Annotated in this window: 19 protein-coding genes; 6 read left to right on the top strand and 13 right to left on the bottom strand. The window is 66.0% G+C overall.

Annotated elements, in window-relative coordinates:
- Nucleotides 1-83: 83 nt before the first annotated feature.
- Nucleotides 84-1,172 (top strand): chorismate synthase, encoded by a 1,089-nt coding sequence (gene aroC / locus PMN64_RS12825; protein ID WP_411780951.1) that lies wholly within the window; start codon nt 84-86, stop codon nt 1,170-1,172.
- Nucleotides 1,173-1,216: 44 nt separating this feature from the next.
- Nucleotides 1,217-2,410, top strand: coding sequence for an adenylate/guanylate cyclase domain-containing protein (locus PMN64_RS12820; protein ID WP_411780950.1), 1,194 nt, complete (start codon nt 1,217-1,219; stop codon nt 2,408-2,410).
- Here the strand turns inward: PMN64_RS12820 and PMN64_RS12815 are convergent.
- Together PMN64_RS12815 and clpS are read right to left on the bottom strand one after the other, a co-directional pair.
- Nucleotides 2,407-3,171: a hypothetical protein gene (locus tag PMN64_RS12815; protein ID WP_411780949.1), complete on the bottom strand. Its 765-nt coding sequence runs from the start codon at nt 3,169-3,171 to the stop codon at nt 2,407-2,409. The two genes, PMN64_RS12820 and PMN64_RS12815, sit on opposite strands and share 4 nt — an antisense overlap.
- 89 nt (nt 3,172-3,260) lie before the next feature.
- Complete coding sequence (gene clpS, locus PMN64_RS12810) at nt 3,261-3,566, bottom strand: ATP-dependent Clp protease adapter ClpS (protein ID WP_028339507.1); 306 nt, start codon at nt 3,564-3,566, stop codon at nt 3,261-3,263.
- A 233-nt stretch (nt 3,567-3,799) separates the two neighbouring features.
- Between clpS and PMN64_RS12805 the strand changes: the two genes are divergently transcribed.
- Complete coding sequence (locus PMN64_RS12805; RefSeq protein ID WP_028339506.1) at nt 3,800-4,651, top strand: DUF1194 domain-containing protein; 852 nt, start codon at nt 3,800-3,802, stop codon at nt 4,649-4,651.
- A gap of 105 nt (nt 4,652-4,756) precedes the next feature.
- Here PMN64_RS12805 and PMN64_RS12800 read toward each other — a convergent pair whose 3' ends face one another.
- From PMN64_RS12800 to PMN64_RS12760, 9 genes are all read right to left on the bottom strand, one after another.
- Nucleotides 4,757-5,590: a nucleotidyltransferase domain-containing protein gene (locus PMN64_RS12800; RefSeq protein ID WP_411780948.1), complete on the bottom strand. Its 834-nt coding sequence runs from the start codon at nt 5,588-5,590 to the stop codon at nt 4,757-4,759.
- A 54-nt stretch (nt 5,591-5,644) separates the two neighbouring features.
- The gene (locus PMN64_RS12795) at nt 5,645-6,886 is read right to left on the bottom strand and encodes a class I SAM-dependent RNA methyltransferase (RefSeq protein ID WP_411780947.1); all 1,242 of its coding nucleotides are present in this window, start codon (nt 6,884-6,886) and stop codon (nt 5,645-5,647) included.
- Nucleotides 6,879-7,640: a TlyA family RNA methyltransferase gene (locus tag PMN64_RS12790; protein WP_411780946.1), complete on the bottom strand. Its 762-nt coding sequence runs from the start codon at nt 7,638-7,640 to the stop codon at nt 6,879-6,881. Before PMN64_RS12790 ends, PMN64_RS12795 begins: the two co-directional genes overlap by 8 nt.
- The gene (locus tag PMN64_RS12785) at nt 7,637-8,200 is read right to left on the bottom strand and encodes a nucleoside 2-deoxyribosyltransferase (protein ID WP_028339502.1); all 564 of its coding nucleotides are present in this window, start codon (nt 8,198-8,200) and stop codon (nt 7,637-7,639) included. Before PMN64_RS12785 ends, PMN64_RS12790 begins: the two co-directional genes overlap by 4 nt.
- Nucleotides 8,201-8,299: 99 nt before the next feature.
- On the bottom strand, nt 8,300-10,228 hold the full coding sequence (gene dxs / locus PMN64_RS12780; RefSeq protein WP_304499083.1) for a 1-deoxy-D-xylulose-5-phosphate synthase: 1,929 nt from the start codon (nt 10,226-10,228) through the stop codon (nt 8,300-8,302).
- A 585-nt stretch (nt 10,229-10,813) separates the two neighbouring features.
- The gene (locus tag PMN64_RS12775) at nt 10,814-11,065 is read right to left on the bottom strand and encodes an exodeoxyribonuclease VII small subunit (RefSeq protein ID WP_028339500.1); all 252 of its coding nucleotides are present in this window, start codon (nt 11,063-11,065) and stop codon (nt 10,814-10,816) included.
- Between the two features lie 125 nt (nt 11,066-11,190).
- Nucleotides 11,191-12,117, bottom strand: coding sequence for a histone deacetylase family protein (locus PMN64_RS12770; RefSeq protein ID WP_028339499.1), 927 nt, complete (start codon nt 12,115-12,117; stop codon nt 11,191-11,193).
- A 288-nt stretch (nt 12,118-12,405) separates the two neighbouring features.
- Complete coding sequence (locus tag PMN64_RS12765) at nt 12,406-14,076, bottom strand: bifunctional metallophosphatase/5'-nucleotidase (protein ID WP_411780945.1); 1,671 nt, start codon at nt 14,074-14,076, stop codon at nt 12,406-12,408.
- A 61-nt stretch (nt 14,077-14,137) separates the two neighbouring features.
- Entirely contained in the window at nt 14,138-14,899 is a 762-nt protein-coding gene (locus PMN64_RS12760; protein WP_028339497.1) for a crotonase/enoyl-CoA hydratase family protein, read from the bottom strand.
- Between the two features lie 399 nt (nt 14,900-15,298).
- Between PMN64_RS12760 and paoA the strand changes: the two genes are divergently transcribed.
- The 3 genes from paoA to paoC are packed head-to-tail and all read left to right on the top strand — an operon-like array spanning nt 15,299 to nt 19,125.
- On the top strand, nt 15,299-15,940 hold the full coding sequence (gene paoA, locus PMN64_RS12755) for an aldehyde dehydrogenase iron-sulfur subunit PaoA (RefSeq protein WP_411780944.1): 642 nt from the start codon (nt 15,299-15,301) through the stop codon (nt 15,938-15,940).
- Nucleotides 15,937-16,887, top strand: a complete 951-nt coding sequence (locus PMN64_RS12750) for an FAD binding domain-containing protein (protein WP_411780943.1) — start codon at nt 15,937-15,939, stop codon at nt 16,885-16,887. The genes paoA and PMN64_RS12750 overlap by 4 nt, the downstream gene beginning before the upstream one ends.
- A 30-nt stretch (nt 16,888-16,917) precedes the next feature.
- Nucleotides 16,918-19,125 (top strand): aldehyde oxidoreductase molybdenum-binding subunit PaoC, encoded by a 2,208-nt coding sequence (gene paoC / locus PMN64_RS12745; protein WP_411780942.1) that lies wholly within the window; start codon nt 16,918-16,920, stop codon nt 19,123-19,125.
- A 248-nt stretch (nt 19,126-19,373) separates the two neighbouring features.
- Here paoC and PMN64_RS12740 read toward each other — a convergent pair whose 3' ends face one another.
- Both PMN64_RS12740 and PMN64_RS12735 read right to left on the bottom strand, forming a co-directional pair.
- Nucleotides 19,374-20,102, bottom strand: a complete 729-nt coding sequence (locus PMN64_RS12740; protein WP_028339493.1) for an alpha/beta fold hydrolase — start codon at nt 20,100-20,102, stop codon at nt 19,374-19,376.
- A 113-nt stretch (nt 20,103-20,215) separates the two neighbouring features.
- The gene (locus tag PMN64_RS12735) at nt 20,216-20,779 is read right to left on the bottom strand and encodes a DinB family protein (RefSeq protein ID WP_028339492.1); all 564 of its coding nucleotides are present in this window, start codon (nt 20,777-20,779) and stop codon (nt 20,216-20,218) included.

Below are 20,779 nucleotides of genomic sequence, written 5' to 3'. Positions count from 1 at the left end.
GAGATTCCGGGTTCGCCCTTCGGGCGCCCCGGAATGACGGACGCGAAGTTTGACCCCGCTGCCTCTGCGCGTTACGACACGCCATGTCCTTCAATACTTTCGGCCATATGTTCCGCGTCACGACCTTCGGCGAGAGCCATGGGGTCGCGATCGGCTGCGTTGTCGACGGGTGCCCGCCGCTGATCCCCCTGACCGTGGAGGAGATCCAGCACGACCTCGACCGCCGCAGGCCCGGCCAGTCGCGCTTCACCACCCAGCGCCAGGAGCCGGATGCGGTGAAGATCCTGTCCGGCGTGATGGCGCATCCGGAGAGCGGGGTGCAGGTGACGACCGGCACGCCGATCGCGCTGCTGATCGAGAACACCGATCAGCGTTCGAAGGATTATTCCGAGATCAAGGACAAGTTCCGCCCCGGCCACGCCGACTTCACCTATGAAGCGAAATACGGCCTGCGCGACTATCGCGGCGGCGGACGCTCCTCCGCGCGCGAGACCGCTACTCGCGTCGCGGCCGGCGCGATCGCGCGCAAGGTCCTGCCCGAGGTGAAGGTGCGCGGCGCGCTGGTGCAGATGGGGCCGCACAAGATCGACCGCGAGAAGTGGGACTGGGACGAGATTGCGAACAATCCGTTCTTTTGTCCCGACAAGGACAAGGCCGCGTTCTTCGAAAGTTATCTCGACGGCATCAGGAAGAGCGGCTCCTCGATCGGCGCCGTCATCGAGGTCGTCGCCGAGGGCGTGCCGGCCGGGCTCGGCGCGCCGATTTACGCCAAACTCGACAGCGACCTGGCGGCGGCGATGATGAGCATCAACGCGGTCAAGGGCGTCGAGATCGGCGCCGGCTTCGGCGCCGCCGAATTGTCGGGCGAGGAGAACGCCGACGAGATGCGGACCGGCAACAACGGAACGCGTTTCCTGTCCAACCATGCCGGCGGCGTCCTCGGCGGCATCTCGACCGGCCAGCCGGTGGTGGTGCGCTTTGCGGTCAAGCCGACGTCCTCGATCCTGACCACGCGCCGGACCGTGGACCGCAAGGGTGCCGATACCGACATCCTGACCAAGGGCCGCCACGACCCCTGCGTCGGAATCCGGGCGGTGCCGGTCGGCGAGGCCATGATGGCCTGCGTGCTGGCCGATCATTTTCTGCGCGACCGCGGGCAGACCGGGCGCTGATCCCCTATATAGTGGCGGTCGCCAGACCGCCCTGGGGGAATGCCATGAATGCGTCGGAGCTTCGGGACATCATCGAGTGGATGATCGGCGGCGCGCGGTCGGCGCCGACCCCGCCGCAGATGATGGCGGAATGCTGCGAACGGCTGGTGCGGGCCGGATTGCCGCTGTGGCGCATCGGCGTCTTCGTGCGCACGCTGCATCCGGAGATCTATGGCCGCCATTTCTTCTGGAAGCCCGGCGCCGAGGTCGAAACCGGCACCGTCGATCACAACATCCTGGACTCTCCGGAATTTGCCGTCAGCCCGCTGTCGACCGTCTTCAGGCAGGGCATTGAGGTCCGCGCGCGGCTCGACGATCCCGCAAGCGCCCGGTTTCCGATCGTCGTGGACCTGCAGGCCGAGGGCGTCACCGACTACATCGCCGTGCCGCTGGTCTATACCGACGGCTTCGTCAATGCCTCGAGCTGGACCACCAGGCAGCCGGGCGGCTTCACCGACGAGCAGGTCGATGCGATCCGGTCGATCGCCGTGCCATTGGCGCGCTATATCGAGATCATCACCCTGCGCCGCACCGCCTCGCTCTTGCTCGACACCTATGTCGGCAACCGTGCCGGCGAGCGCATCATGGGCGGCCAGATCCGGCGCGGCCATGCCGATACGATGGATGCCGCGATCTGGCTGTCGGACCTGCGCGGCTTCACCGCGCTGTCGGACCGCTTGCCGGCCGAGACGGTGGTGGAGATCCTCAACCTCTATTTCGATTGCCAGGTCACCGCGATCCGCGACCATGGCGGCGAGGTGCTCAAATTCATGGGCGACGGCCTGCTCGCGGTGTTCCCGGTCGACGAATATCTCGGCGACGAGGTGCAGGTCTGCTCACGCGTGCTGGAAGCCGCGCGCGCGTCCCGCGCCGGCGTCGAGGCGCTGCAATTCGCCAATGGTGATGCCGTCGAACGCTTCCGTTTCGGCCTCGCGCTGCATCTCGGGCGCGTGCTTTATGGTAATATCGGCGGCGGCAACCGGCTCGACTTCACCTGCATCGGTCCGGCGGTCAATCTCGCCGCGCGGCTGGAGAAGATCGCCGGCCGTCTCGGCCGCACCGTGGTGGCCTCGGAGCGCTTCGCCGGCATCAGCGACGGCGGCTGGAGCGATCTCGGCGAGTTTCCGATCGCGGGATTTGCCAAGGCCGAACGGGTCTACGGCCTGTTCGACGAGGCGCCGGTCGCTGCTGCGAGCTAGCGGCGGCGGGCGTAAGACTGCTTCAGGCCGAAGGTCAGGATCGACAGCGTGATCCACAGCCGCAGCATGGCGAAGCCGAAGATGAAGACGACGTAGATCAGGTTCTTGAGCGGCTGCTCCACCATCGAGATTTGCCAGAAGTGCCAGATCGCGGTGCGCACAAGCGCCTGCCCGTAGCCCAGCGCAACGTTGATCGTGCCCAGCACGAGCACCGCCGCGCCAAGCCAGAGCGCGTGCCGGCCAAAGTCCTTGACGGCGGCAAACAGCGCGACGCGACCGCCATTGCCTTCCGCATTGACGATGATCAGCAGCACCAGCGCCGCGATCGCCGCACTCCAGAACCGGCCGAGATGGGTGACCTGATCGAAGGCCATGCCGTCGAGGCCCGACAAGAGATACGGTGCAAACGACGAGAAGCCGATCGCGGCGGTGCCGAGTGCCGCCATGATCATCACGAGCACGATCCGCCACAGGATCGACAGCGACAGTCTGATCTGCTCGGCCAGCGTCAATTCGCGGAGCGACGATCGGCCGCCGGAAGCCTGGATCGAGTCCCGTGCCGTCGCGAAGAAGGCGAGCAGCACGCAAGCGTTGGCCAGCGCCAGCGCGGGCACAATCAGGCCGAGATTGCCGTAGCCGACGATCCGCAGCGCCGCCGCCATGATCAGCCAGGGCAGGGCGGGCAACGGGCGAAACGGCCCGAACGAGGTCTCCGGGCGAGTTTTCCGCAGGGACAGTTGTTGGCGCAGCGCGACGGACATGCCGCGTAGGTACCATGCGATCCCTAAAGCACCGGTCGCCGCGATCGCTAAAATACTGGCAAGGCCCGCGGCAATCTGGCGCCGGCGCGCTATTCCTCGGGTTCGGTGGTGAACAGCAGCGGATAGCCCTTGGCGCGGCCGGCGTCGGTGGCGCGCGTCGCCTTGGTCTCGGCGATGTCCCTGGTGAACACAGCGACGACGCAGACGCCGCGCTGATGCGCGGTCAGCATCACCTTGTAGGCCTGGTCGTCGGTCATGCGGAATTCACCCTTCAGCACGGTGACGACGAATTCGCGCGGCGTGTAGTCGTCGTTGACCAGGATCACCTTGTGCAGGCGCGGCCGCTCGACCTTGGTCTTCGTCCTGGTATTCGGCTTGACGACGGTATCTGGCATCGCACTCCCTCGCGATTGCCCCGTAAGAATACCGTCTTCGGGCGCGGCTTGGAACCGTTCGATTTGCACGGCGTCATTGCGGCAACGGCACGGCGCGTGTCGCCGCATTCGAGACAAGCGAAGTCTGACTTGAGTGTGGACGTCTAACCTGAATGTGAAGGACAGCTGATATCTGCGCTTTTCGCCGCCTGAATTGCGTGTCACGATGACACTCATACGACGGGAGGGCCGCAATGCGCTGGTATGTCTCGATCGGAGCGGTGCTTGTCGCGGGCATGCTGGCCAGCGGCGATGTGGCCGGTGTTGCCGCGCCCGGCCCGGGAACCCAGCCCGGCCATCGCCTGGCTGAAAAGGAATCCACACCGAGCGTCGACATCGAGTTGATCATCGCGGTCGACGTCTCCTATTCGATGGACATGGACGAGCTCGCGATCCAGCGCGAGGGCTATGCGCAGGCCATCGTTTCCAAGGATTTCCTGCAGGCGCTGAAGGCCGGTCCGAACGGCAAGATTTCGATCACCTATTTCGAATGGGCCGCCTCCAACGATCAGAAGATCATCATCCCCTGGCGGGTGATCGACGGCCCTGAATCCGCCGATGCGGTCGCCGCCGAGATCATGAAGACGCCGGTGCGCCGCGCCTCGCGCACCTCGATCTCCGGCGCGATCTATTTCGCGATCCCGATGTTCGACGAGAATCCGCATCGCGGCCTGCGCCGCGTGATCGATATTTCCGGCGACGGGCCCAACAACAACGGCACGCCGATCACGCCCGCGCGCGATGCGGCGCTCGACAAGGGCATCGTCATCAACGGCCTGCCGATCATGGTGAAGGAGCCGTCCTACTCGACGATGGATATCGAAAATCTCGACTATTACTACGAGGACTGCGTGATCGGCGGACCGGGCTCCTTCGTGGTGACGATCAAGGATCGTGAGAAGTTCAAGGAGGCGATCCGCACCAAGCTGCTGCTCGAAGTCGCCGGCCGCACCCCCGAGCGCCCGATCATGCGGACCGCCGAGAAGGAGCCGCGGGTCAATTGCCTGATCGGCGAGAAGATCTGGCAGGACCGCTGGGGGCGGTAGCCGATCATATGGATCTCGTAGGATGGGTAGAGCGAAGCGAAACCCATCAATTGATATCCGCGGCGCGAATGATGGGTTTCGCTGCGCTCTAGCCATCCTACGGTTCTAACTCGTCCTACAGATCTTCTGGAGCTCACTCTCCAGCATGCGCAACGTCTGCAACGCGGCGGCGTGCTCGGCCGCGCCGATCTGCCGCCAGACCTCCGTGGCGCGGCCAGCGAGACCGCGAACCGTCACCGGAAAATTCGCGGCCTGCGCCAGCGCGCCCTTTTCGTTGATCAGATACGCCCCGTTCAGCGCAAACAGCACCTGCGCGATGCAGGCCAGCGCGCGATAGGCGCAGCCGGCGATATGCGTGCTGTCGCCGCGCGGCAGGGCAAGCTCGGCATTCTCGATGCTGAACAGGATTTCCCATTGAAAGCGCCGCACCAACGCATCGCGCAGGGCCGGCGGGTAGGGCGCGGTCCTCGCCTTCAGCGCCGCGACGAGGCCGTCGGGATCGTGCAGCTGATAGCACAGCGCGACCTCGCCCATCCAGATCGCCGAGCAGAAGCCGTGCGGATGGCCCGGCTGATAGTGCATGCTGATCTCGCCGTTCCGGCAAGCATCGATGACAGCGGAGACCTGATCGATGCTGCGGTAGAGCAGGTCGACCTTGCGGCCGCCGATCGTGAGCCAGGCGCCGCCGACGATCCACGGTCCCCATTCGCCGACCGGCGTGACATGCGCAGCAGCGGGATCGTCGACCAGACCCGTTACAGCTTCGCGCAGCCGATCGATATCCGGCGCGGCGCCATCCCGATAGTAGAGGCCGATATCGGTGTCGGAGGCGTCATGCGCCGTGCCGCGCGCCCGCGAGCCGCCGAGCACGATGGCGGCGACGCCCGGTACGGCGGCGAGAACGGGAATGATGCGTGCGAGCAGCGGATCGTCGGACATGGAGCGCAGACTATAGCGGGAGCGCCCGCGCTCAGCGATCGTCGCTGCGTCCTGTCAGCGCGCGAACCGCGCCACCAGCTCGACATGCGCCGTGTGGCGGAACTGATCGACCGGAGTGACATCCGCGATCTTGTAGCCGCCGTCGATCAGGATTTTCGCGTCGCGCGCAAACGTTGCGGCGTTGCAGGACACCGCGACGATCACCGGCACCTTGCTCGCCGCCAGCTGGGTGACTTGCGCCTGTGCGCCTTGCCGCGGCGGATCGAACACGACGGCGTCGTAGTCGCGCAATTCCTGCGGCATCAGGGGGCGGCGGAACAGGTCGCGCGCCTCGGCCTTGAGCGGCTTCAGCCCCGACGTCGATTGCGCGGCCTTCTGTAGTGCCGTGATGGCGCCGGCATCGCTGTCGAAGGCCGCGATCCGCGCCTTCTCCGCGAGGCGCAGCGCGAACGGACCGACGCCGCAAAACAGGTCGGCGATATGCTTGGCGCGTCCGCAATGCTCGCGAACCAGCGCGGCCAACGTCTCCTCGCCCTTGACGGTCGCTTGCAGGAACGAGCCGGGCGGCAGCACGACCTTCGCCTTTCCGATCGCAATCTCGGGGGAGCCGCGCTGCAGCACCAGCTCGCCGTGGCGTGTCAGCCGCGCCAGCCGGTGCTTCTGCGCGACCCGCGACAAAGTGGTGATCAGGCTGGTCGGCAGCGCGCCGGAGCCGCGCACATCGATGTCGAGGCCGTTGACGGTTGCGGTGACCTGGATGTCGAGCGGCTTGCCGATCGCAATCAGCGGCTCGGCTGTGGCCCAGGCCGCCTCGAGCGCACCGTCGAGCGCAGGATCGAGGATCGGGCAGCGATCGACCGGGATGATGTCGTGCGAACCTGCCGCGGCGTAGCCGACCTTGAGGACCTCATGGGTGCCCATGCGCCCGTGCAGCGTGATGCGGCGACGGCCCGCGCCATGGGCATCGACCAGTGCTGTGACGTCCGCCGCAATCTTCGCCTGCGCCAGCGTCTCGACCACGATGTTGCGCTTCCAGGCGTCGTAGGACGCGTCGTTCCAGTGCTGGATCGCGCAGCCGCCGCAGACGCCGAAATGCGGACAGAACGGCGCGATGCGCTCGGGACTTTCCTGCGCGACCCGCAGCAGCCGCCGCCGGTCGGGATGATTGCCCGGGACGTCGTCGACCTCGACCGTTTCGCCGGCCAGCGCATAAGGCACAAAGATCGATTGCGATCCCTCGATCGCGACGCCGTCGCCGCGGTGGCCGACATGGTCGATGGTGAGAAGCTCAGCCACGGCGCGCGCCGAGGAAGAATTCGATATTGCCGTCGCCGCCCGAGATCGAGGACGGGAACACCTGAATGTCGGTGCAACCCTGCGAGGCGGCAAAGGCGGCGATATCGTCGCAGATCTCCTGGTGCACCATCGCGTTGCGGATGACGCCGCGCTTGGAGTGTTTGCGCGCCGCCTCGAATTGCGGCTTGATCAACGCCAAAAGATGCATCGGGGCGGCCGCCAGCGACAGCGCAACCGGCAGCACCAGCTTCAGCGAGATGAAGCTGACGTCGATCACCACGATGTCGGGCCGCGCCGGCAGGCGCTTGCCCTCGAAGCTCCTGATGTCGGTCGCCTCCATGGAGACGATCTTCGGATGTCCCTGCAGCGAGGGATGCAGCTGGCCGTGGCCGACATCGATGGCGAACACGAGGCTTGCGCCGTTGGCGAGCAGCACCTCGGTGAAGCCGCCGGTCGAGGCGCCGACATCGAGGCAGACGTGGCCCTCGACGTCGATCGGATAGTGCTCGAGCGCGCCGGCGAGCTTGACGCCGCCGCGCGAGACATAGGGATGCGCCGGCTCGGCCGAGAGGGCCGCGCCCGGTGCGACGATCTCTGACGCCTTCGCGATCTGCTTGCCGTCGGCGGTGACGAGGCCGGCGTCGATCGCGGCGCGTGCCCGCGCCCGGCTTTCGAACAGGCCGCGTTCCACCAGCAGCACGTCGATGCGCTTGCCGGCGGATGCGTTATTGTCGTTGTCGCCCGCTCTGGTCACTTCGCCGCCTGCCGGCGCTGCGCGGCAGCGAGCCGCACGCAGGCCTCGAAGGAGGTGAGGTCGTGCCAGAGGTCGGCCGACGGCTCGCGCGGGGTCACCAGCGGGCTGCCGTGCAGGTCGAGCGCGTGCATCATCATCAGATTGTCCGGTAATCCAAACTCTTCCACCGTCAGCCCCTCCGCATCGATCAGGCGTCCGTCGGATGCCGGCACAACCTGGCTCAACCGCGCCACGCGATTGGCGTAGGACGTGGGATCGTTGGAATAGGCGAGGCACAGTTTGCCGCGTCCCGCCATGTAGCCGAGTTCGTAAACCGTGCCTGCGTCGGCACTGGGGCCGCGAAACGGCGTCAAATTGGCGATGATGGCGTCGGCAGACTCCATCATCGCCTCGTTGCTCTTGAAGATGGCGAGCGAGGCGCCGGCGGCGGTGGGATCGATGCTGCTGTCGAGCGGATACAGCCCGGTCAGCCCGTGATAGGCGCAAACCTCCGCCTTGCGGCGGCCGATCTCCACGGCATCCGGCAGGAACACGTCAGGACCTGCCAGATAGATCTTCATGGACGTGCCGGGGCTGGTGCGTTTTCGAGCGAGAACCTGGAGCTTCGGTTCTGATTCAATCAGAACCGAAAATGCTCCAGTGAGCGCCGCCCGTAACGATTAGGCGAGCTTGACGGTCTCGGTCTTGTAGTCCTTGCCGAGGGTCTCGAACACCTTGGCAACGATGCTCTTGGCGTCGAGACCGGCGCGGGCATACATCGCCGCCGGCGTGTCGTGGTCGAGGAACACGTCGGGCAGGATCATCGAGCGGAACTTGAGCATGCCGCTGTCGAGCATGGCGTTGTCCGACAGGAACTGCATGACATGCGAGCCGAAGCCGCCGATCGAGCCTTCCTCGATCGTGATCAGGATCTCGTGGTCGCGCGCGAGCTTCATGATCATCTCTTCGTCGAGCGGCTTCATGAAGCGCGCGTCGGCGATCGTCGCGGAAAGGCCGTGGGCGGCGAGTTCGTCGGCCGCCTTCTCGCACTCGGCAAGACGGGTGCCGAACGACAGCAGCGCGACCTTCTTGCCCTCGCGGATGATGCGGCCCTTGCCGACTTCCAGGGCAACGCCGACTTCCGGCATCTCGATGCCGCGGCCTTCGCCGCGCGGATAGCGCAGCGCGCTCGGACGATCGTTGATCGCAACCTGCGTTGCCACCATGTGGACCAGTTCCGCCTCGTCGGCGGCGGCCATGATCACCATGTTCGGCAGACAGCCGAGATAAGCGCTGTCGAACGAACCCGCATGCGTCGCGCCGTCGGCGCCCACCAGGCCGGCGCGGTCGATCGCGAAGCGGACCGGAAGGCTCTGGATCGCGACGTCATGGACCACCTGGTCATAGCCGCGCTGCAGGAAGGTCGAATAGATCGCGCAGAACGGCTTGTAGCCTTCGGTGGCGAGGCCGGCGGCGAAGGTCACCGCGTGCTGTTCGGCAATGCCGACATCGAAGGTGCGGTCCGGGAACGCCTTGTTGAAGATGTCGACGCCGGTGCCCGACGGCATCGCCGCGGTGATGGCGACGATCTTGTCGTCCTTCTCGGCTTCCTTGACGAGGCTCTGCCCGAATACGTTCTGGTAGGCCGGCGCATTCGGCTTGGCCTTGGCCTGGGTGCCGGTCGCGACGTCGAACTTGACCACGGCGTGGTACTTGTCGGCGGAGGCTTCGGCCGGGCCGTAGCCCTTGCCCTTCTGGGTCACGACGTGAACCAGGATCGGGCCGGTCTCCATGTCGCGGACATTCTTCAGCACCGGCAGCAGATGGTCGAGATTGTGACCGTCGATCGGGCCGACATAGTAGAAGCCGAGTTCCTCGAACAGCGTGCCGCCGTCCATCATGAAGCCGCGGGAATATTCCTCGACGCGGTTGGCGCGATTGGCGAGGATCTTCGGCAGGCGCTTGTTGATCTGCTTGGCGGCCTCGCGCAGCGAGCGGTAGGTCTTGCCGGAGTAGAGGCGCGACAGATAGGCGCTCATCGCGCCGACCGGCGGGGCGATCGACATGTCGTTGTCGTTCAGGATCACGATCAGGCGCGAGTTCATCGCGCCGGCGTTGTTCATCGCCTCATAGGCCATGCCCGCCGACATCGCGCCGTCACCGATCACGGCGATAACGTTGTTCTTGCCGCCGGAGAGGTCGCGCGCCACGGCCATGCCGAGGCCGGCCGAAATCGAGGTCGAGGAGTGCGCGGCGCCGAACGGATCGTAGTCGCTCTCGGTGCGTTTGGTGAAGCCGGAGAGGCCGCCGCCGGTGCGCAGCGTGCGGATGCGGTCGCGGCGTCCCGTCAGGATCTTGTGCGGATAGGCCTGGTGGCCGACGTCCCAGATCAGGCGGTCGCGCGGGGTGTCGAAGATGTAGTGGATGGCGGTGGTCAGTTCGACCACGCCGAGGCCGGCGCCGAAATGGCCGCCGGTCACCGACACCGCGTCGATGGTTTCCTGGCGGAGCTCGTCGGCAACCTGCCGCACCTGCTCGACCTTCAGCTTGCGCAGGTCATCGGGCGTGTGAATAGTGTCAAGAAGCGGCGTCTTACTAAATGTGGTCACAGCGAATTTCCAATTTTTGCCTGTCGGAACGAACCGCCCGACGCGAGATGGGATGGCGCGCACACCGCGCAGCGAATGCCAGACACTGGGTGCCGCCCCGGCATGCCGGTGCCTGGTTGTAAGCCTAGATTCACTCCGGATTGGACCACGTGATATGCATCACCTTGGTCGCTCTTCACCCGTCCCGGTTCAGTTTTGTCGAACCATTTGAGATGCTTGCCGCCCGAAAAATTCGGGCCGCCCGCCACCTTCAAATGCCCATAGAACTGGAAGCATTACACCAAAGCTGTAGCCAAAGCCAACCCGATAGGGGGTGCAGGGTTCCTATGCACTGTCTCGAAAAACCTAGACTTTTCAATGCCTGGGTCGGACCTGGGTTCCAGTAATGGCCATTTTAGCGGCGGCCGGTCGATACCGAGCGGGCTGATTCGCACGCCGCACCGATCGCCGCGGTCGCTCCGCGGCGTGATGGATTGCCGGAAATAAGCAGCAACAATTGCCCGCCGGGGCGGACATTCCGTCGCATGATCGTGGGGGCCCCGACGCCCGGAGCCTACTCCGTTTCGATGGAATCGGAACGGGGCTCTACTGCACGTCGAGCGGCTCGGTCCCGGTCGGCTGGCCCGAGGCGTCGGTGGTGATCTTGTCGACGCGGGCTTCGGCCTGGCGCAGCAGTTCCTCGCAGCGCCGTTTCAGTGCCTCGCCGCGCTCGTAGATCGCGACCGATTCCTCAAGCGGGACCTTGCCGTCCTCGAGCCGCTTGACGATCGATTCGAGTTCCTCGATCGCGCGTTCAAAGGAGAGCTTCTTCACGTCGGCTTGGGTGTTGTCGGCCATTTGCGTTCCCGATTGCGTGGATCAGATCGCAACCTGATCTTGTCGTCCAAACATGACCTGTCGCAGGCCATGCTCGCCCCGGCGCAGAATCAATCGAATTTTTGCGGGCGTATTGTGGCGGGGATTTACCCGTCCATCAATGCGGTGACGTGAGATGCTACCGACTCTTTCAGGCCCTGCAGGTCGTAGCCGCCTTCCAGGACGGAGACGACGCGGCCGCCGGCGCTCTTGTCGGCGAGATCCATCAGCTTGCGCGTGACCCAGCCGAAATCCTCGCCCGTCAGGTTGATCGAGGCCAGGGGATCGCGGTGATGCGCGTCGAAGCCCGCCGAGATGACGACGAGTTCGGGGGAGAACCTCTCTAGTTGCGGCAAGATCAGGTTCTCGAAAGCGGAGCGGAACTTGGCGCCGCCGTCGCCGGGCGCCAGCGGCGCGTTGACGACGGTGTCGTGCTCGCCGCGCTCGCCGGCGGCCCCGGTGCCGGGGAACAGCGGCATCTGGTGCGTCGAGCAATACATCACGGTCGGGTCGGCCCAGAAGATATCCTGCGTGCCGTTGCCGTGATGGACGTCGAAATCGATGATCGCGGCGCGCTTGATGCCGTATTTGCGCTGCGCGTGGCGTGCGGCGATCGCGGCATTGTCGAAGAAGCAGAAGCCCATCGGTGTCGATTTCTCGGCGTGGTGCCCGGGCGGGCGCACCGCGACGAAGGCGTTTTGATGCTTGCCCTCCATCACCGCATCGGTGGCGGCCACCGCGCCGCCGACGCCGCGCATCACTGCTTCCCAGGTGCCCGGCGACATCGAGGTGTCGCCGTCGATATAGATCATGCCGGAGGTCGGCGCGATGTGGCGGAGTTCGCTGACATAGTGCTCGCCGTGACAGAGCAGCACGGTGTCGAGGTCGCCTTCCGGGGCGGAATCGCGCACCAGTGCCTTGAAGCGATCCTCGCCGAGCACCTCGGCGACCGCCCGCAGCCGGTCGGGGCGTTCGGGATGTCCGGGAGGGGTCAGGTGGTCGAGACAGGCGGAATGCGTCAGAAGCAGTGTCATGCAAATTCCCGGCGCAATGGATGCGCATGCGAGGACGCATGATCCGGAAAAGTGCGCAGCGGTTTTCCGACCAAGATCATGCAAGAGCAGGCCCTAATCTAGGCCGTTAGCGGCGTTCCGGAAAGGGCCGACATCATCTCTGTTCCCGTCCTTTCAAAGCCGGGGCGTTTTCCACGTCATTGCGAGCGGAGCGAAGCAAGCCATGCTGCCGCATGTTCGGAGACGATGGATTGCTCCGCTCCGTTCGCAATGACGCGAGGGGCTGCGTACGCCATCCCCACACCTCACTCAATTGATCCGCTCGATCCGCTTGCCTGCCGTCGGGCCCACCGGGCTGTTGGCCTTGAAGTAGGTATAGAGCGCATCGACGTCGTAGATGCCGAACTGCTGCGCGGTTCCTTGCTTGAACACCGTGAAGCCGTCGCCGCCCTCGGCGAGATAATTATTCACGGTGACGCGGTAGCTCGCGGCCGGGTCGATTGGTTTGCCGTCCAGCGACATCCGTGTGGCGATGATGCGCGCGCCATCGGGCTTGCTCGCATCCCACGCATAGGAGAACCCCTTCGAGACCTGGAGGGCGCGCGGCCGCTTCGGGTCGGCCCATTGCTGCTCCAGCGCGTCCTTGAGCTGCTTGCCGGTCAGCGTCATCGTCACGAGCTGGTTGCGGAACGGCTGGCTGGCGAAGATATCGGCATAGGTCACCGCGCCGTCCTCGCGCTTGACAATGTCGGTGCGCACGCCGCCCGGATTGGTGAAGGCGATCACCGCGCCGCCATTCGGCTCGGCGCTGGTTGCAAGCAGCTGCGCGTCGGCGACGATGTCGCCGAGCGGGCTCTCGCCGGTTTCGGCAGGCGTACGCGACAGCGTTTCGGTGACCGAGCCTGCCGCGCGGCTCGCGATCGGCGCGGCTAGCCGGTCGTAGGATTCCAGTAGCGCGCTCTGCTCGGGATCCTTGGCGGTGCCGGCGATCCGCACGATGGTGTTGGCGGCCTTGGCGCTGATCACATCATGGCTGTTCGGATCGAGCTGAAGATCGATCGCGGTGACCAGGGTGCCGTATTTGTCGCCGGAGGTGACGAGCCGTCCGTCGATCTCGCAGACATAGGCCTGGTGGGTGTGGCCGGAGATCACGACGTCGACCGCGCGATCGAACTTCTTGACGATGTCGACGATCGGCCCGGAGATCCCCGGACATTCATTATAGTCGCCGGTCGGAAAACCGCCTTCGTGGATCAGCACCACGATCGCCTCGACGCCCTTCGCCTTCAGCTCGGGGACCAGCGCATTGACGGTCTCGGCCTCATCGCGGAAGTCGAGGCTCGCGACGCCGGCCGGCGACACCAGGTTCGGGGTGTTCTTCAGCGTCAGCCCGATGAAGGCCACTGGAATGCCGTCGAACTGCTTGATCTCGTAAGGCGGAAACACCGGTTTGCCGGTCGCCTTGTCGATCGTGGAGGCGGCGAGATAGCGGAATTTGGCCCCTGTGAACGGGTGCGGCCCCTGGCATTTGTCGACCGGATGGCAGCCGCCATTCTGCATCCGCAGCAGCTCGTCCTTGCCCTCGTCGAATTCGTGATTGCCGACCGAGGAGATCGCAAGTCCCATCAGCGAGAGCGACTCGATGGTCGGCTCGTCGTGAAACATCGCCGACAGGAACGGGCTCGCGCCGATCAGGTCGCCGGCCGCAACGAAGATGTTGTTCTTGTGGCCCTCGCGCAGCTGCTTGACGACGGTGGCCATCCGCTCGGCGCCGCCGGCGGGCTCCATGATCTTCCTGGTCGCATCAGCGGGATCGGTGATGCGGATGCCGCCCGGCGGCGGCCGCAGATAGCCGTGGAAATCGTTGATCGCGAGAATGCGCAGGCTCACCGGCTCCGCGGCCTGCGCCAGGCAGGGGCTTGCTGCGGCCAGTCCGAACGCGCAGAGCGCGGCGAGAGGGGAAAGGCGGGGCTGTCTCATGACCTGTCCATGGAGCACGGGATCATGGCGCCGCGCCACTACAATTTTGCGACGCTTCGTTTCAATCCTTCGGGCGAGCCATGAATGCCTTGAACGCCTCGACAGCTTCCTTGGAGCGCATCCGTTCGCTGAACAGATGGTTCTCCTGCTCGATGCGGCGGGTGACGTCCTCCGGCGGCAGCCGGATCAGGCGCCGCGAGATCGCCACCGCCTCGGCCGGCAGCGCGCAGATCTCGCGCGCCACCTTGTGCGCCTCCACCTCGGCGTGCCCCGGCGCCACCACGGTGTTGACGAAGCCGGCGACGCGGGCGTCGTCGGCCGACATGGTGCGGCCGATCACCAGCATCGCGAAGGCGCGCTGGTGGCCCATCATGCGCGGCATCAACAGGCTTGAGGCGCCTTCCGGCACCAGGCCGAAATTGGAGAACGGCGTCGAGAACAGCGCGGTCTTGCTGGCGAGCACATAGTCGCAGTGAAACAGCATGGTGGTGCCGATGCCCATCGCGACGCCGTCGACGGCGGCGATGATCGGCTTCACATTGTGGGCCAGCGAATACAGGAACTTGACGAGGTCGGAGGCCGGCGGCGTCTCGCCGGTCGAGGTGCCCTGCGCGAGCAGATCCTCGATGTCGTTGCCCGCGGTGAACACGCCGGAGCCGCCGGTGATGATCAGGCAGCGGATCTTCGGATTGTTCTGCGCCTTGTCGATCGCGTCGCTGATCGCGCGAAACATCTCCTGGGTGATCGCGTTCTTCTTCTCGGGCCTGCGCAGCCGGATCACGCGCGTGGCGGCTTCGTCGGTCACTATGACATGCGCGGTCATCGAGCGGTCCCAGGGTCGGCCGGCATCGTCGCCGGTGGAGGTCGTAGCGCCATCCTACATGATCCGGTGCAAGCCCCAAGAGCTCCAGCGTGTTCCGGGCCGCTTTTCCCCGTGGGCGAGCATGAGGACGGCGCAATGCAGCTAACCGGAATTTCGCGACTCCGGGCAGGGGACGTTGGTCGTAGGCCGGACCTGTACGGCGATGCTGCCGCGGAGGCCGCCCGCGCCTGATGGCGCTACTGCCTCCCGGGAGCGGCCGCGGCGCTCGCGACGAGTTTAACTTCCCCGCGAGAAACATTCCGCCGTTCGCGGCATTCCCCCCTTTGCTGACAGGCCGAGCAGACCTCGACACGTCGTTGTCGTGGTTCCGCGTCCGGCTGACTTGAGGAGAGCAGCGGCATGCAGATCTCCGGACGTTTGGAACTATCGCGGCGCCATCTGTTGATTGTTGGAGCCGCCTCGCTTGCGGCGTCGTCGATCGCGACGCCTCCGCCTGCGGCCGCCCAATCTGCCCCGACCGGAGCGCCCGTGATGACGAGAGTATCCTTTGACGTGAACGGCGAAAACCACCAGCTGGAGCTCGACACCAGGACCACGCTGCTCGATGCCCTGCGCGAGCACCTGCATCTGACCGGCACCAAGAAGGGCTGCGACCACGGCCAATGCGGCGCCTGCACGGTGATCGTCGACGGGCGGCGGATCAATTCCTGCCTGACGCTCGCCGTGATGCATCAGGGCGACGAGATCACGACGATCGAGGGCCTCGGCACGCCGGACGGGCTGCATCCGCTGCAGGCGGCATTCGTCGAGCATGACGGCTATCAATGCGGCTATTGCACGCCGGGCCAGATCTGCTCGGCGGTCGCCGTGCTTGCCGAAGTCAAGGCCGGCATCCCGAGCCATGTCACGGCGGATCTGAATGCGCCGGTGCGACTGACCAATGCCGAGCTCCGCGAGCGCATGAGCGGCAACATCTGCCGCTGCGGCGCCTATTCCAACATCGCCGAGGCGATCAGCGAGGTCGCCGGGAGGAGCGCATGAGATCATTCAGCTATGAGCGCGCCGCCTCGCCGGGCGCGGCGGCCGCAGCCGCCGCCGGCACCGCGAACGCCAAGTTCATCGCCGGCGGCACCAATCTGCTCGACCTGATGAAGCTCGAGATCGAGACGCCGGCGCATCTGATCGACGTCAACGACCTGGCGCTCGATCGCATCGAGGAGACCGCGGACGGCGGCTTGCGGATCGGCGCGCTGGTGCGCAACACCGATCTTGCCGCCGATATACGCGTGCGGCGCGACTATGGCGTGCTGTCGCGCGCGCTGCTCGCCGGCGCTTCCGGCCAGTTGCGCAACAAGGCGACGACCGCGGGCAATCTGCTGCAGCGGACGCGCTGTCCTTACTTCTACGACACCAATCTGCCCTGCAACAAGCGCAAGCCCGGCAGCGGCTGCGCCGCGATCGGTGGCTTCAGCCGCCAGCATGCGGTGGTCGGTGTGAGCGATGCCTGCATCGCGACCCATCCGAGCGATATGGCGGTGGCGATGCGCGCGCTCGACGCGACCGTGGAGACGGTGCGGCCCGACGGCACCACGCGCAGCATCCCGATCGCCGAGCTGCATCGTCTGCCCGGCGACAGCCCCGAGATCGAAACCAGCCTGGAGCCGAGCGAGTTGATCACCGCGGTGGTGCTGCCGAAACCGGTCGGCGGCGCGCAGGCCTATCGCAAGGTGCGCGACCGCGCCTCTTACGCCTTTGCGCTGGTCTCGGTTGCCGCGATCGTGCAGCGCGACGGCACCGGCCGCGTTGCGCTCGGCGGTGTCGCGCACAAACCATGGCGCGTCGAGGCGGCGGAGGCGGAGCTGCCTGCTGGCGCCAAGGCCGTCACCGCGCGCCTCTTCGCCGATGCGAAGCCGACCAAGGACAATGCGTACAAACTGCCGCTCGCCGAGCGAACGCTGGCGGCGGTGCTGCGCGAGGCCAGAGCTTGAAACGAAGGCTTAAGATGAGGGCCTGACATCATGCGTTTTGAATATCCCGCGACCTTCAATCCGATCGACCAGCTCAAGGTGATCGGCCACCCGACCAGCCGGATCGAGGGACCGCTGAAGACGACCGGCACCGCGCCTTACGCCTATGAACGGCACGACGTCGTGGCCAACCAGGCCTATGGCTACGTGGTCGGATCGGCGATCGGCAAGGGGCGGATCGGTTCGATCGATCTCGAGGCGGCGAAGGCTGCGCCCGGCGTGCTCGCCATCGTCACGTCGGACAATGCCGGCAAGCTCGGCAAGGGCGAGCGCAACGCGGCGCCGCTGCTCGGCGGGCCCGAGATCGCGCATTATCACCAGGCCGTCGCCATCGTCGTCGCCGGGACCTTCGAGCAGGCGCGGGCCGCGGCGCAGCTGGTCCGGATCGACTACGTCAAGGGCGACGGCAAGTTCGATCTCGCCGCGGAGCGGGACAAGGGCATCACGCCGCACCCGTCATTCGGCGGCCCGGCCGACACCGCCGTCGGCGATTTCGCTTCCGCCTTCGCTGCTGCGCCCGTGCAGCTCGATGCCACCTACACCACGCCCGATCAGGGCCACGCGATGATGGAGCCGCACGCTTCGATCGCGGCCTGGGACGGCGATAAGCTCACGGTCTGGACCTCCAACCAGATGATCGCCTGGGGCGCCGAGGACATGGCGAAGACGCTTGGCATTCCCAAGGAGAACGTCCGTCTGGTGTCGCCCTATATCGGCGGCGGCTTCGGCGGCAAGCTGTTCCTGCGCGCTGAGGTGCTGCTCGCCGCGCTCGGCGCCCGCGCGGCCGGCCGGCCGGTCAAGGTCGCGCTGCAACGTCCGCTGATGTTCAACAACACGACGCACCGACCGGCGACGATCCAGCGCATCCGCATCGGCGCCGAGCGCGACGGCAAGATCACCGCGATCGGCCACGAGAGCTGGTCCGGCAACGTCAAGGACGGCGAGCCCGAGATGGCGGTGAGCCAGACGCGGCTGCTCTATGCCGGCGCCAGCCGGATGACAGCGACGCGGCTTGCGGCGCTCGATCTGCCGGAGGGCAATGCGATGCGCGCGCCCGGAGAAGCCTCCGGCATGATGGCGCTCGAGATCGCGATCGACGAGCTCGCCGACAAGCTCGGCATCGACCCGGTCGCGCTGCGCATCAGCAACGACACCCAGGTCGATCCCGAGCATCCGGAGCGGCACTTCTCGCAGCGGCAACTGGTGCAGTGCCTGAGCGATGGCGCGGCGCGGTTCGGCTGGGACAAGCGCAACCCGAAACCCGGCGAGGTCCGCGACGGACGCTGGCTGGTCGGGATGGGCGTCGCCGCGGCGTTCCGCAACAATCTCGTGACCAAATCGGCGGCCCGCGTTCGTCTCGACCAGAACGGCATCGTGACCGTCGAGACCGACATGACCGACATCGGCACCGGCTCCTACACCATCATCGCGCAGACTGCGGCCGAGATGATGGGCGTGCCGCTCGAGAAGGTCGCGGTGCGGCTCGGCGATTCCGACTTTCCGGTGTCCTGCGGCTCGGGCGGGCAGTGGGGCGGCAACAATTCGACCGCCGGCGTCTATGCCGCCTGTACCAAGCTGCGCGAGACCATTGCGCAGAAGCTCGGCTTCAATTCCGAGGAGGCGGTGTTTGCCGACGGCGTGGTCCGCTCCGGCAATCGCAGCGTGCCGCTGGCGCAGGCCGCCGGCGGCGGCGACCTCGTCGCGGAGGATGCCATCGAATATGGTGATCTCGCGAAAACCTACCAGCAGTCGACCTTCGGCGCGCATTTCGTCGAGGTCGGCGTCGATGCCGATACGGCGGAGATCCGGGTGCGGCGGATGCTTGCGGTTTGCGCGGCGGGCCGCATTCTCAATCCGAAGGCGGCGCGCAGCCAGGTGATCGGCGCGATGACCATGGGTGTCGGGGCGGCGCTGATGGAGGATCTCGTGGTCGACAAGCGTCACGGTCTGTTCATCAATCACGACCTTGCTGCCTATGAGGTGCCGGTCCATGCCGACATCCCGCATCAGGAGATGATCTTTCTCGACGAGACCGACCCGATGTCGTCGCCGATGAAGGCCAAGGGCGTCGCCGAACTCGGCATCTGCGGCGTCGCCGCCGCGGTCGCCAATGCGGTCCACAACGCGACCGGCGTTCGCGTGCGCGACTATCCGATCACGCTCGACAAGCTGCTCGCGGAGATGCCGAAGCCGGCGTAGCGCGGAACGCTTCACCTCGCCCCGCATGCGGGGAGAGGCATAGGCCGCCGTTGGCGGCCGTTCAGAAGAACGCTGAAGCAGAGCTTCAGCTATGACGCATCGTTAGATGCGTTCCGGGTGAGGGGAAGTCTCCATAAAGACAACTATCACCGGATATGCGGAGACGGCCCCTCACCCCAACCCTCTCCCCGTGAAGAACGGGGAGAGGGAGCACAGCGGAGTCGGGGGCGCTGTTCTACCTAAGCGCTCTAGCCGCGCCCGACGAACGAGCCGATGCCCCGGCCGATCGCGGCGCCGTGCTGAAACAGTGCGCCGAGGTGATCGCCGGGCACCGACATCGCGTCGAGGCCGTTCTCCGCGGCGAAGCGCTGCATCGGCGCATGCGGTCCGTCGTCCTGTCCGTTCCACAGCAGCACCGGCACGCGCGAGGACAGCACCGCGTCCTTTGCCCCATCGACCTGGCCGAGCGCATTGAAGCAGGCGCGCACGCCGCCTTCGAGATCCGGCGTCACCCATTCGGCGAGCTCCGGCACGGTGCGGCGGGCAAAGGTGATGAAGGCGCCATAGGTCAGCGGGCCGGCATTGCCGCGCGGCAGTCCGGTGAGGAAGTCCCAGCCGCCAATCGCCAGCGACGCCAGCCGCGCCGGGAAAAACCGGGCGACACCAACTGCGACCCAGCCGCCCATCGAGTGGCCCACCACATGGGCGCGCTCGCCGCCGAGATCGTCGATCACGGCGACGATGTCGCCGGCGCGCTGCGCCTGATTATAGAGCGCTGGATCGGCGGGCTTGTCGCTCAGGCCATGTCCGAGCGAATCGACGCACACGACACGAAAGCGATCGGCAAGCGCGTCGACCACGCCGCATTGTTTCCAGCTCGCGGCGTCCAGCAGGAGACCGTGCTGCAGCACGATCAGCGGCCCGAACCCCTCGACGGTGTAATGGATGCGCTGGCCCCGGTGATTGGCGAATGGCATTGATAGAGTTCCCCATGTTTCACGACAGGTGAGCGTGGCAGCGCCCGGATTCAAGACCTCGTTCCGGAACGGGAACCGTTCCACACCGTCCGATCGCGGGCGGAACCTCGCCTTCAGCCGCCCCACACGGTGGCTTCGCTCCAGCCCAGATCCCTGAACTCGGCCGCCCGGAGCGGCGCTTCGCCGGCGGCGAAGAATTCGTCGAGCTGCGGCGGCTTCACTGTGGTCTCCGAAAGCATCGCATGGGCCTGGCCGCGATGATGGATCTGGTGCTGAAACAGATGCATCAGCAGGCGGTCGCGCCGCTCGGTCTGCACGCTCGTGTCACGATTGATCTTCACCACGTCATCGAGCCGCTCAGGCGTCAGCGCATCGCAGTGCGCGATCAACCGCTGGTCGATCGCGCGCTGGGCGTCTTTCAGCTGCGCCACCGACGGGTAGGGCACCTCGTTCGCCCACGCCTTCGGCCCGAGCCAGCCACCTTCGAGCGCGTCGACATAAAACAGGTCGATGACATGAATGTGGTTCAGCGTCGCCTGCAGGCTCGGGAAGAATCCGGTCCGCGCCGCGGCGAACTCCGCCTGGCTGAGACCGGCGCAGGCCGTGAGCAGGCGATGATTGGCCCAGGCATTATTGTACGCAAAGGCGCGAAAAGTCTGGACGAGGCCTGCTTGCAT

Source organism: Bradyrhizobium sp. UFLA01-814, assembly GCF_046718885.1.
Taxonomy (GTDB): Bacteria; Pseudomonadota; Alphaproteobacteria; order Rhizobiales; family Xanthobacteraceae; genus Bradyrhizobium; species Bradyrhizobium elkanii.
Note: the sequence above shows the minus strand (reverse complement) of the source record. Positions and strands in the feature narration are given on the sequence as shown.

Coding starts and splice junctions, on each gene's coding strand:
- PMN64_RS12805 (WP_028339506.1), top strand. CDS start 3,800: ATGCGCTGGTATGTCTCGATCGGAGCGGTGCTTGTCGCGGGCATGCTG.
- PMN64_RS12770 (WP_028339499.1), bottom strand. CDS start 12,117: ATGACACTGCTTCTGACGCATTCCGCCTGTCTCGACCACCTGACCCCT.
- aroC (WP_411780951.1), top strand. CDS start 84: ATGTCCTTCAATACTTTCGGCCATATGTTCCGCGTCACGACCTTCGGC.
- PMN64_RS12760 (WP_028339497.1), bottom strand. CDS start 14,899: ATGACCGCGCATGTCATAGTGACCGACGAAGCCGCCACGCGCGTGATC.
- PMN64_RS12740 (WP_028339493.1), bottom strand. CDS start 20,102: ATGCCATTCGCCAATCACCGGGGCCAGCGCATCCATTACACCGTCGAG.
- PMN64_RS12815 (WP_411780949.1), bottom strand. CDS start 3,171: ATGTCCGTCGCGCTGCGCCAACAACTGTCCCTGCGGAAAACTCGCCCG.
- PMN64_RS12735 (WP_028339492.1), bottom strand. CDS start 20,779: ATGCAAGCAGGCCTCGTCCAGACTTTTCGCGCCTTTGCGTACAATAAT.
- paoA (WP_411780944.1), top strand. CDS start 15,299: ATGCAGATCTCCGGACGTTTGGAACTATCGCGGCGCCATCTGTTGATT.
- PMN64_RS12775 (WP_028339500.1), bottom strand. CDS start 11,065: ATGGCCGACAACACCCAAGCCGACGTGAAGAAGCTCTCCTTTGAACGC.
- PMN64_RS12800 (WP_411780948.1), bottom strand. CDS start 5,590: ATGTCCGACGATCCGCTGCTCGCACGCATCATTCCCGTTCTCGCCGCC.
- PMN64_RS12765 (WP_411780945.1), bottom strand. CDS start 14,076: ATGAGACAGCCCCGCCTTTCCCCTCTCGCCGCGCTCTGCGCGTTCGGA.
- clpS (WP_028339507.1), bottom strand. CDS start 3,566: ATGCCAGATACCGTCGTCAAGCCGAATACCAGGACGAAGACCAAGGTC.
- PMN64_RS12750 (WP_411780943.1), top strand. CDS start 15,937: ATGAGATCATTCAGCTATGAGCGCGCCGCCTCGCCGGGCGCGGCGGCC.
- PMN64_RS12785 (WP_028339502.1), bottom strand. CDS start 8,200: ATGAAGATCTATCTGGCAGGTCCTGACGTGTTCCTGCCGGATGCCGTG.
- PMN64_RS12820 (WP_411780950.1), top strand. CDS start 1,217: ATGAATGCGTCGGAGCTTCGGGACATCATCGAGTGGATGATCGGCGGC.
- paoC (WP_411780942.1), top strand. CDS start 16,918: ATGCGTTTTGAATATCCCGCGACCTTCAATCCGATCGACCAGCTCAAG.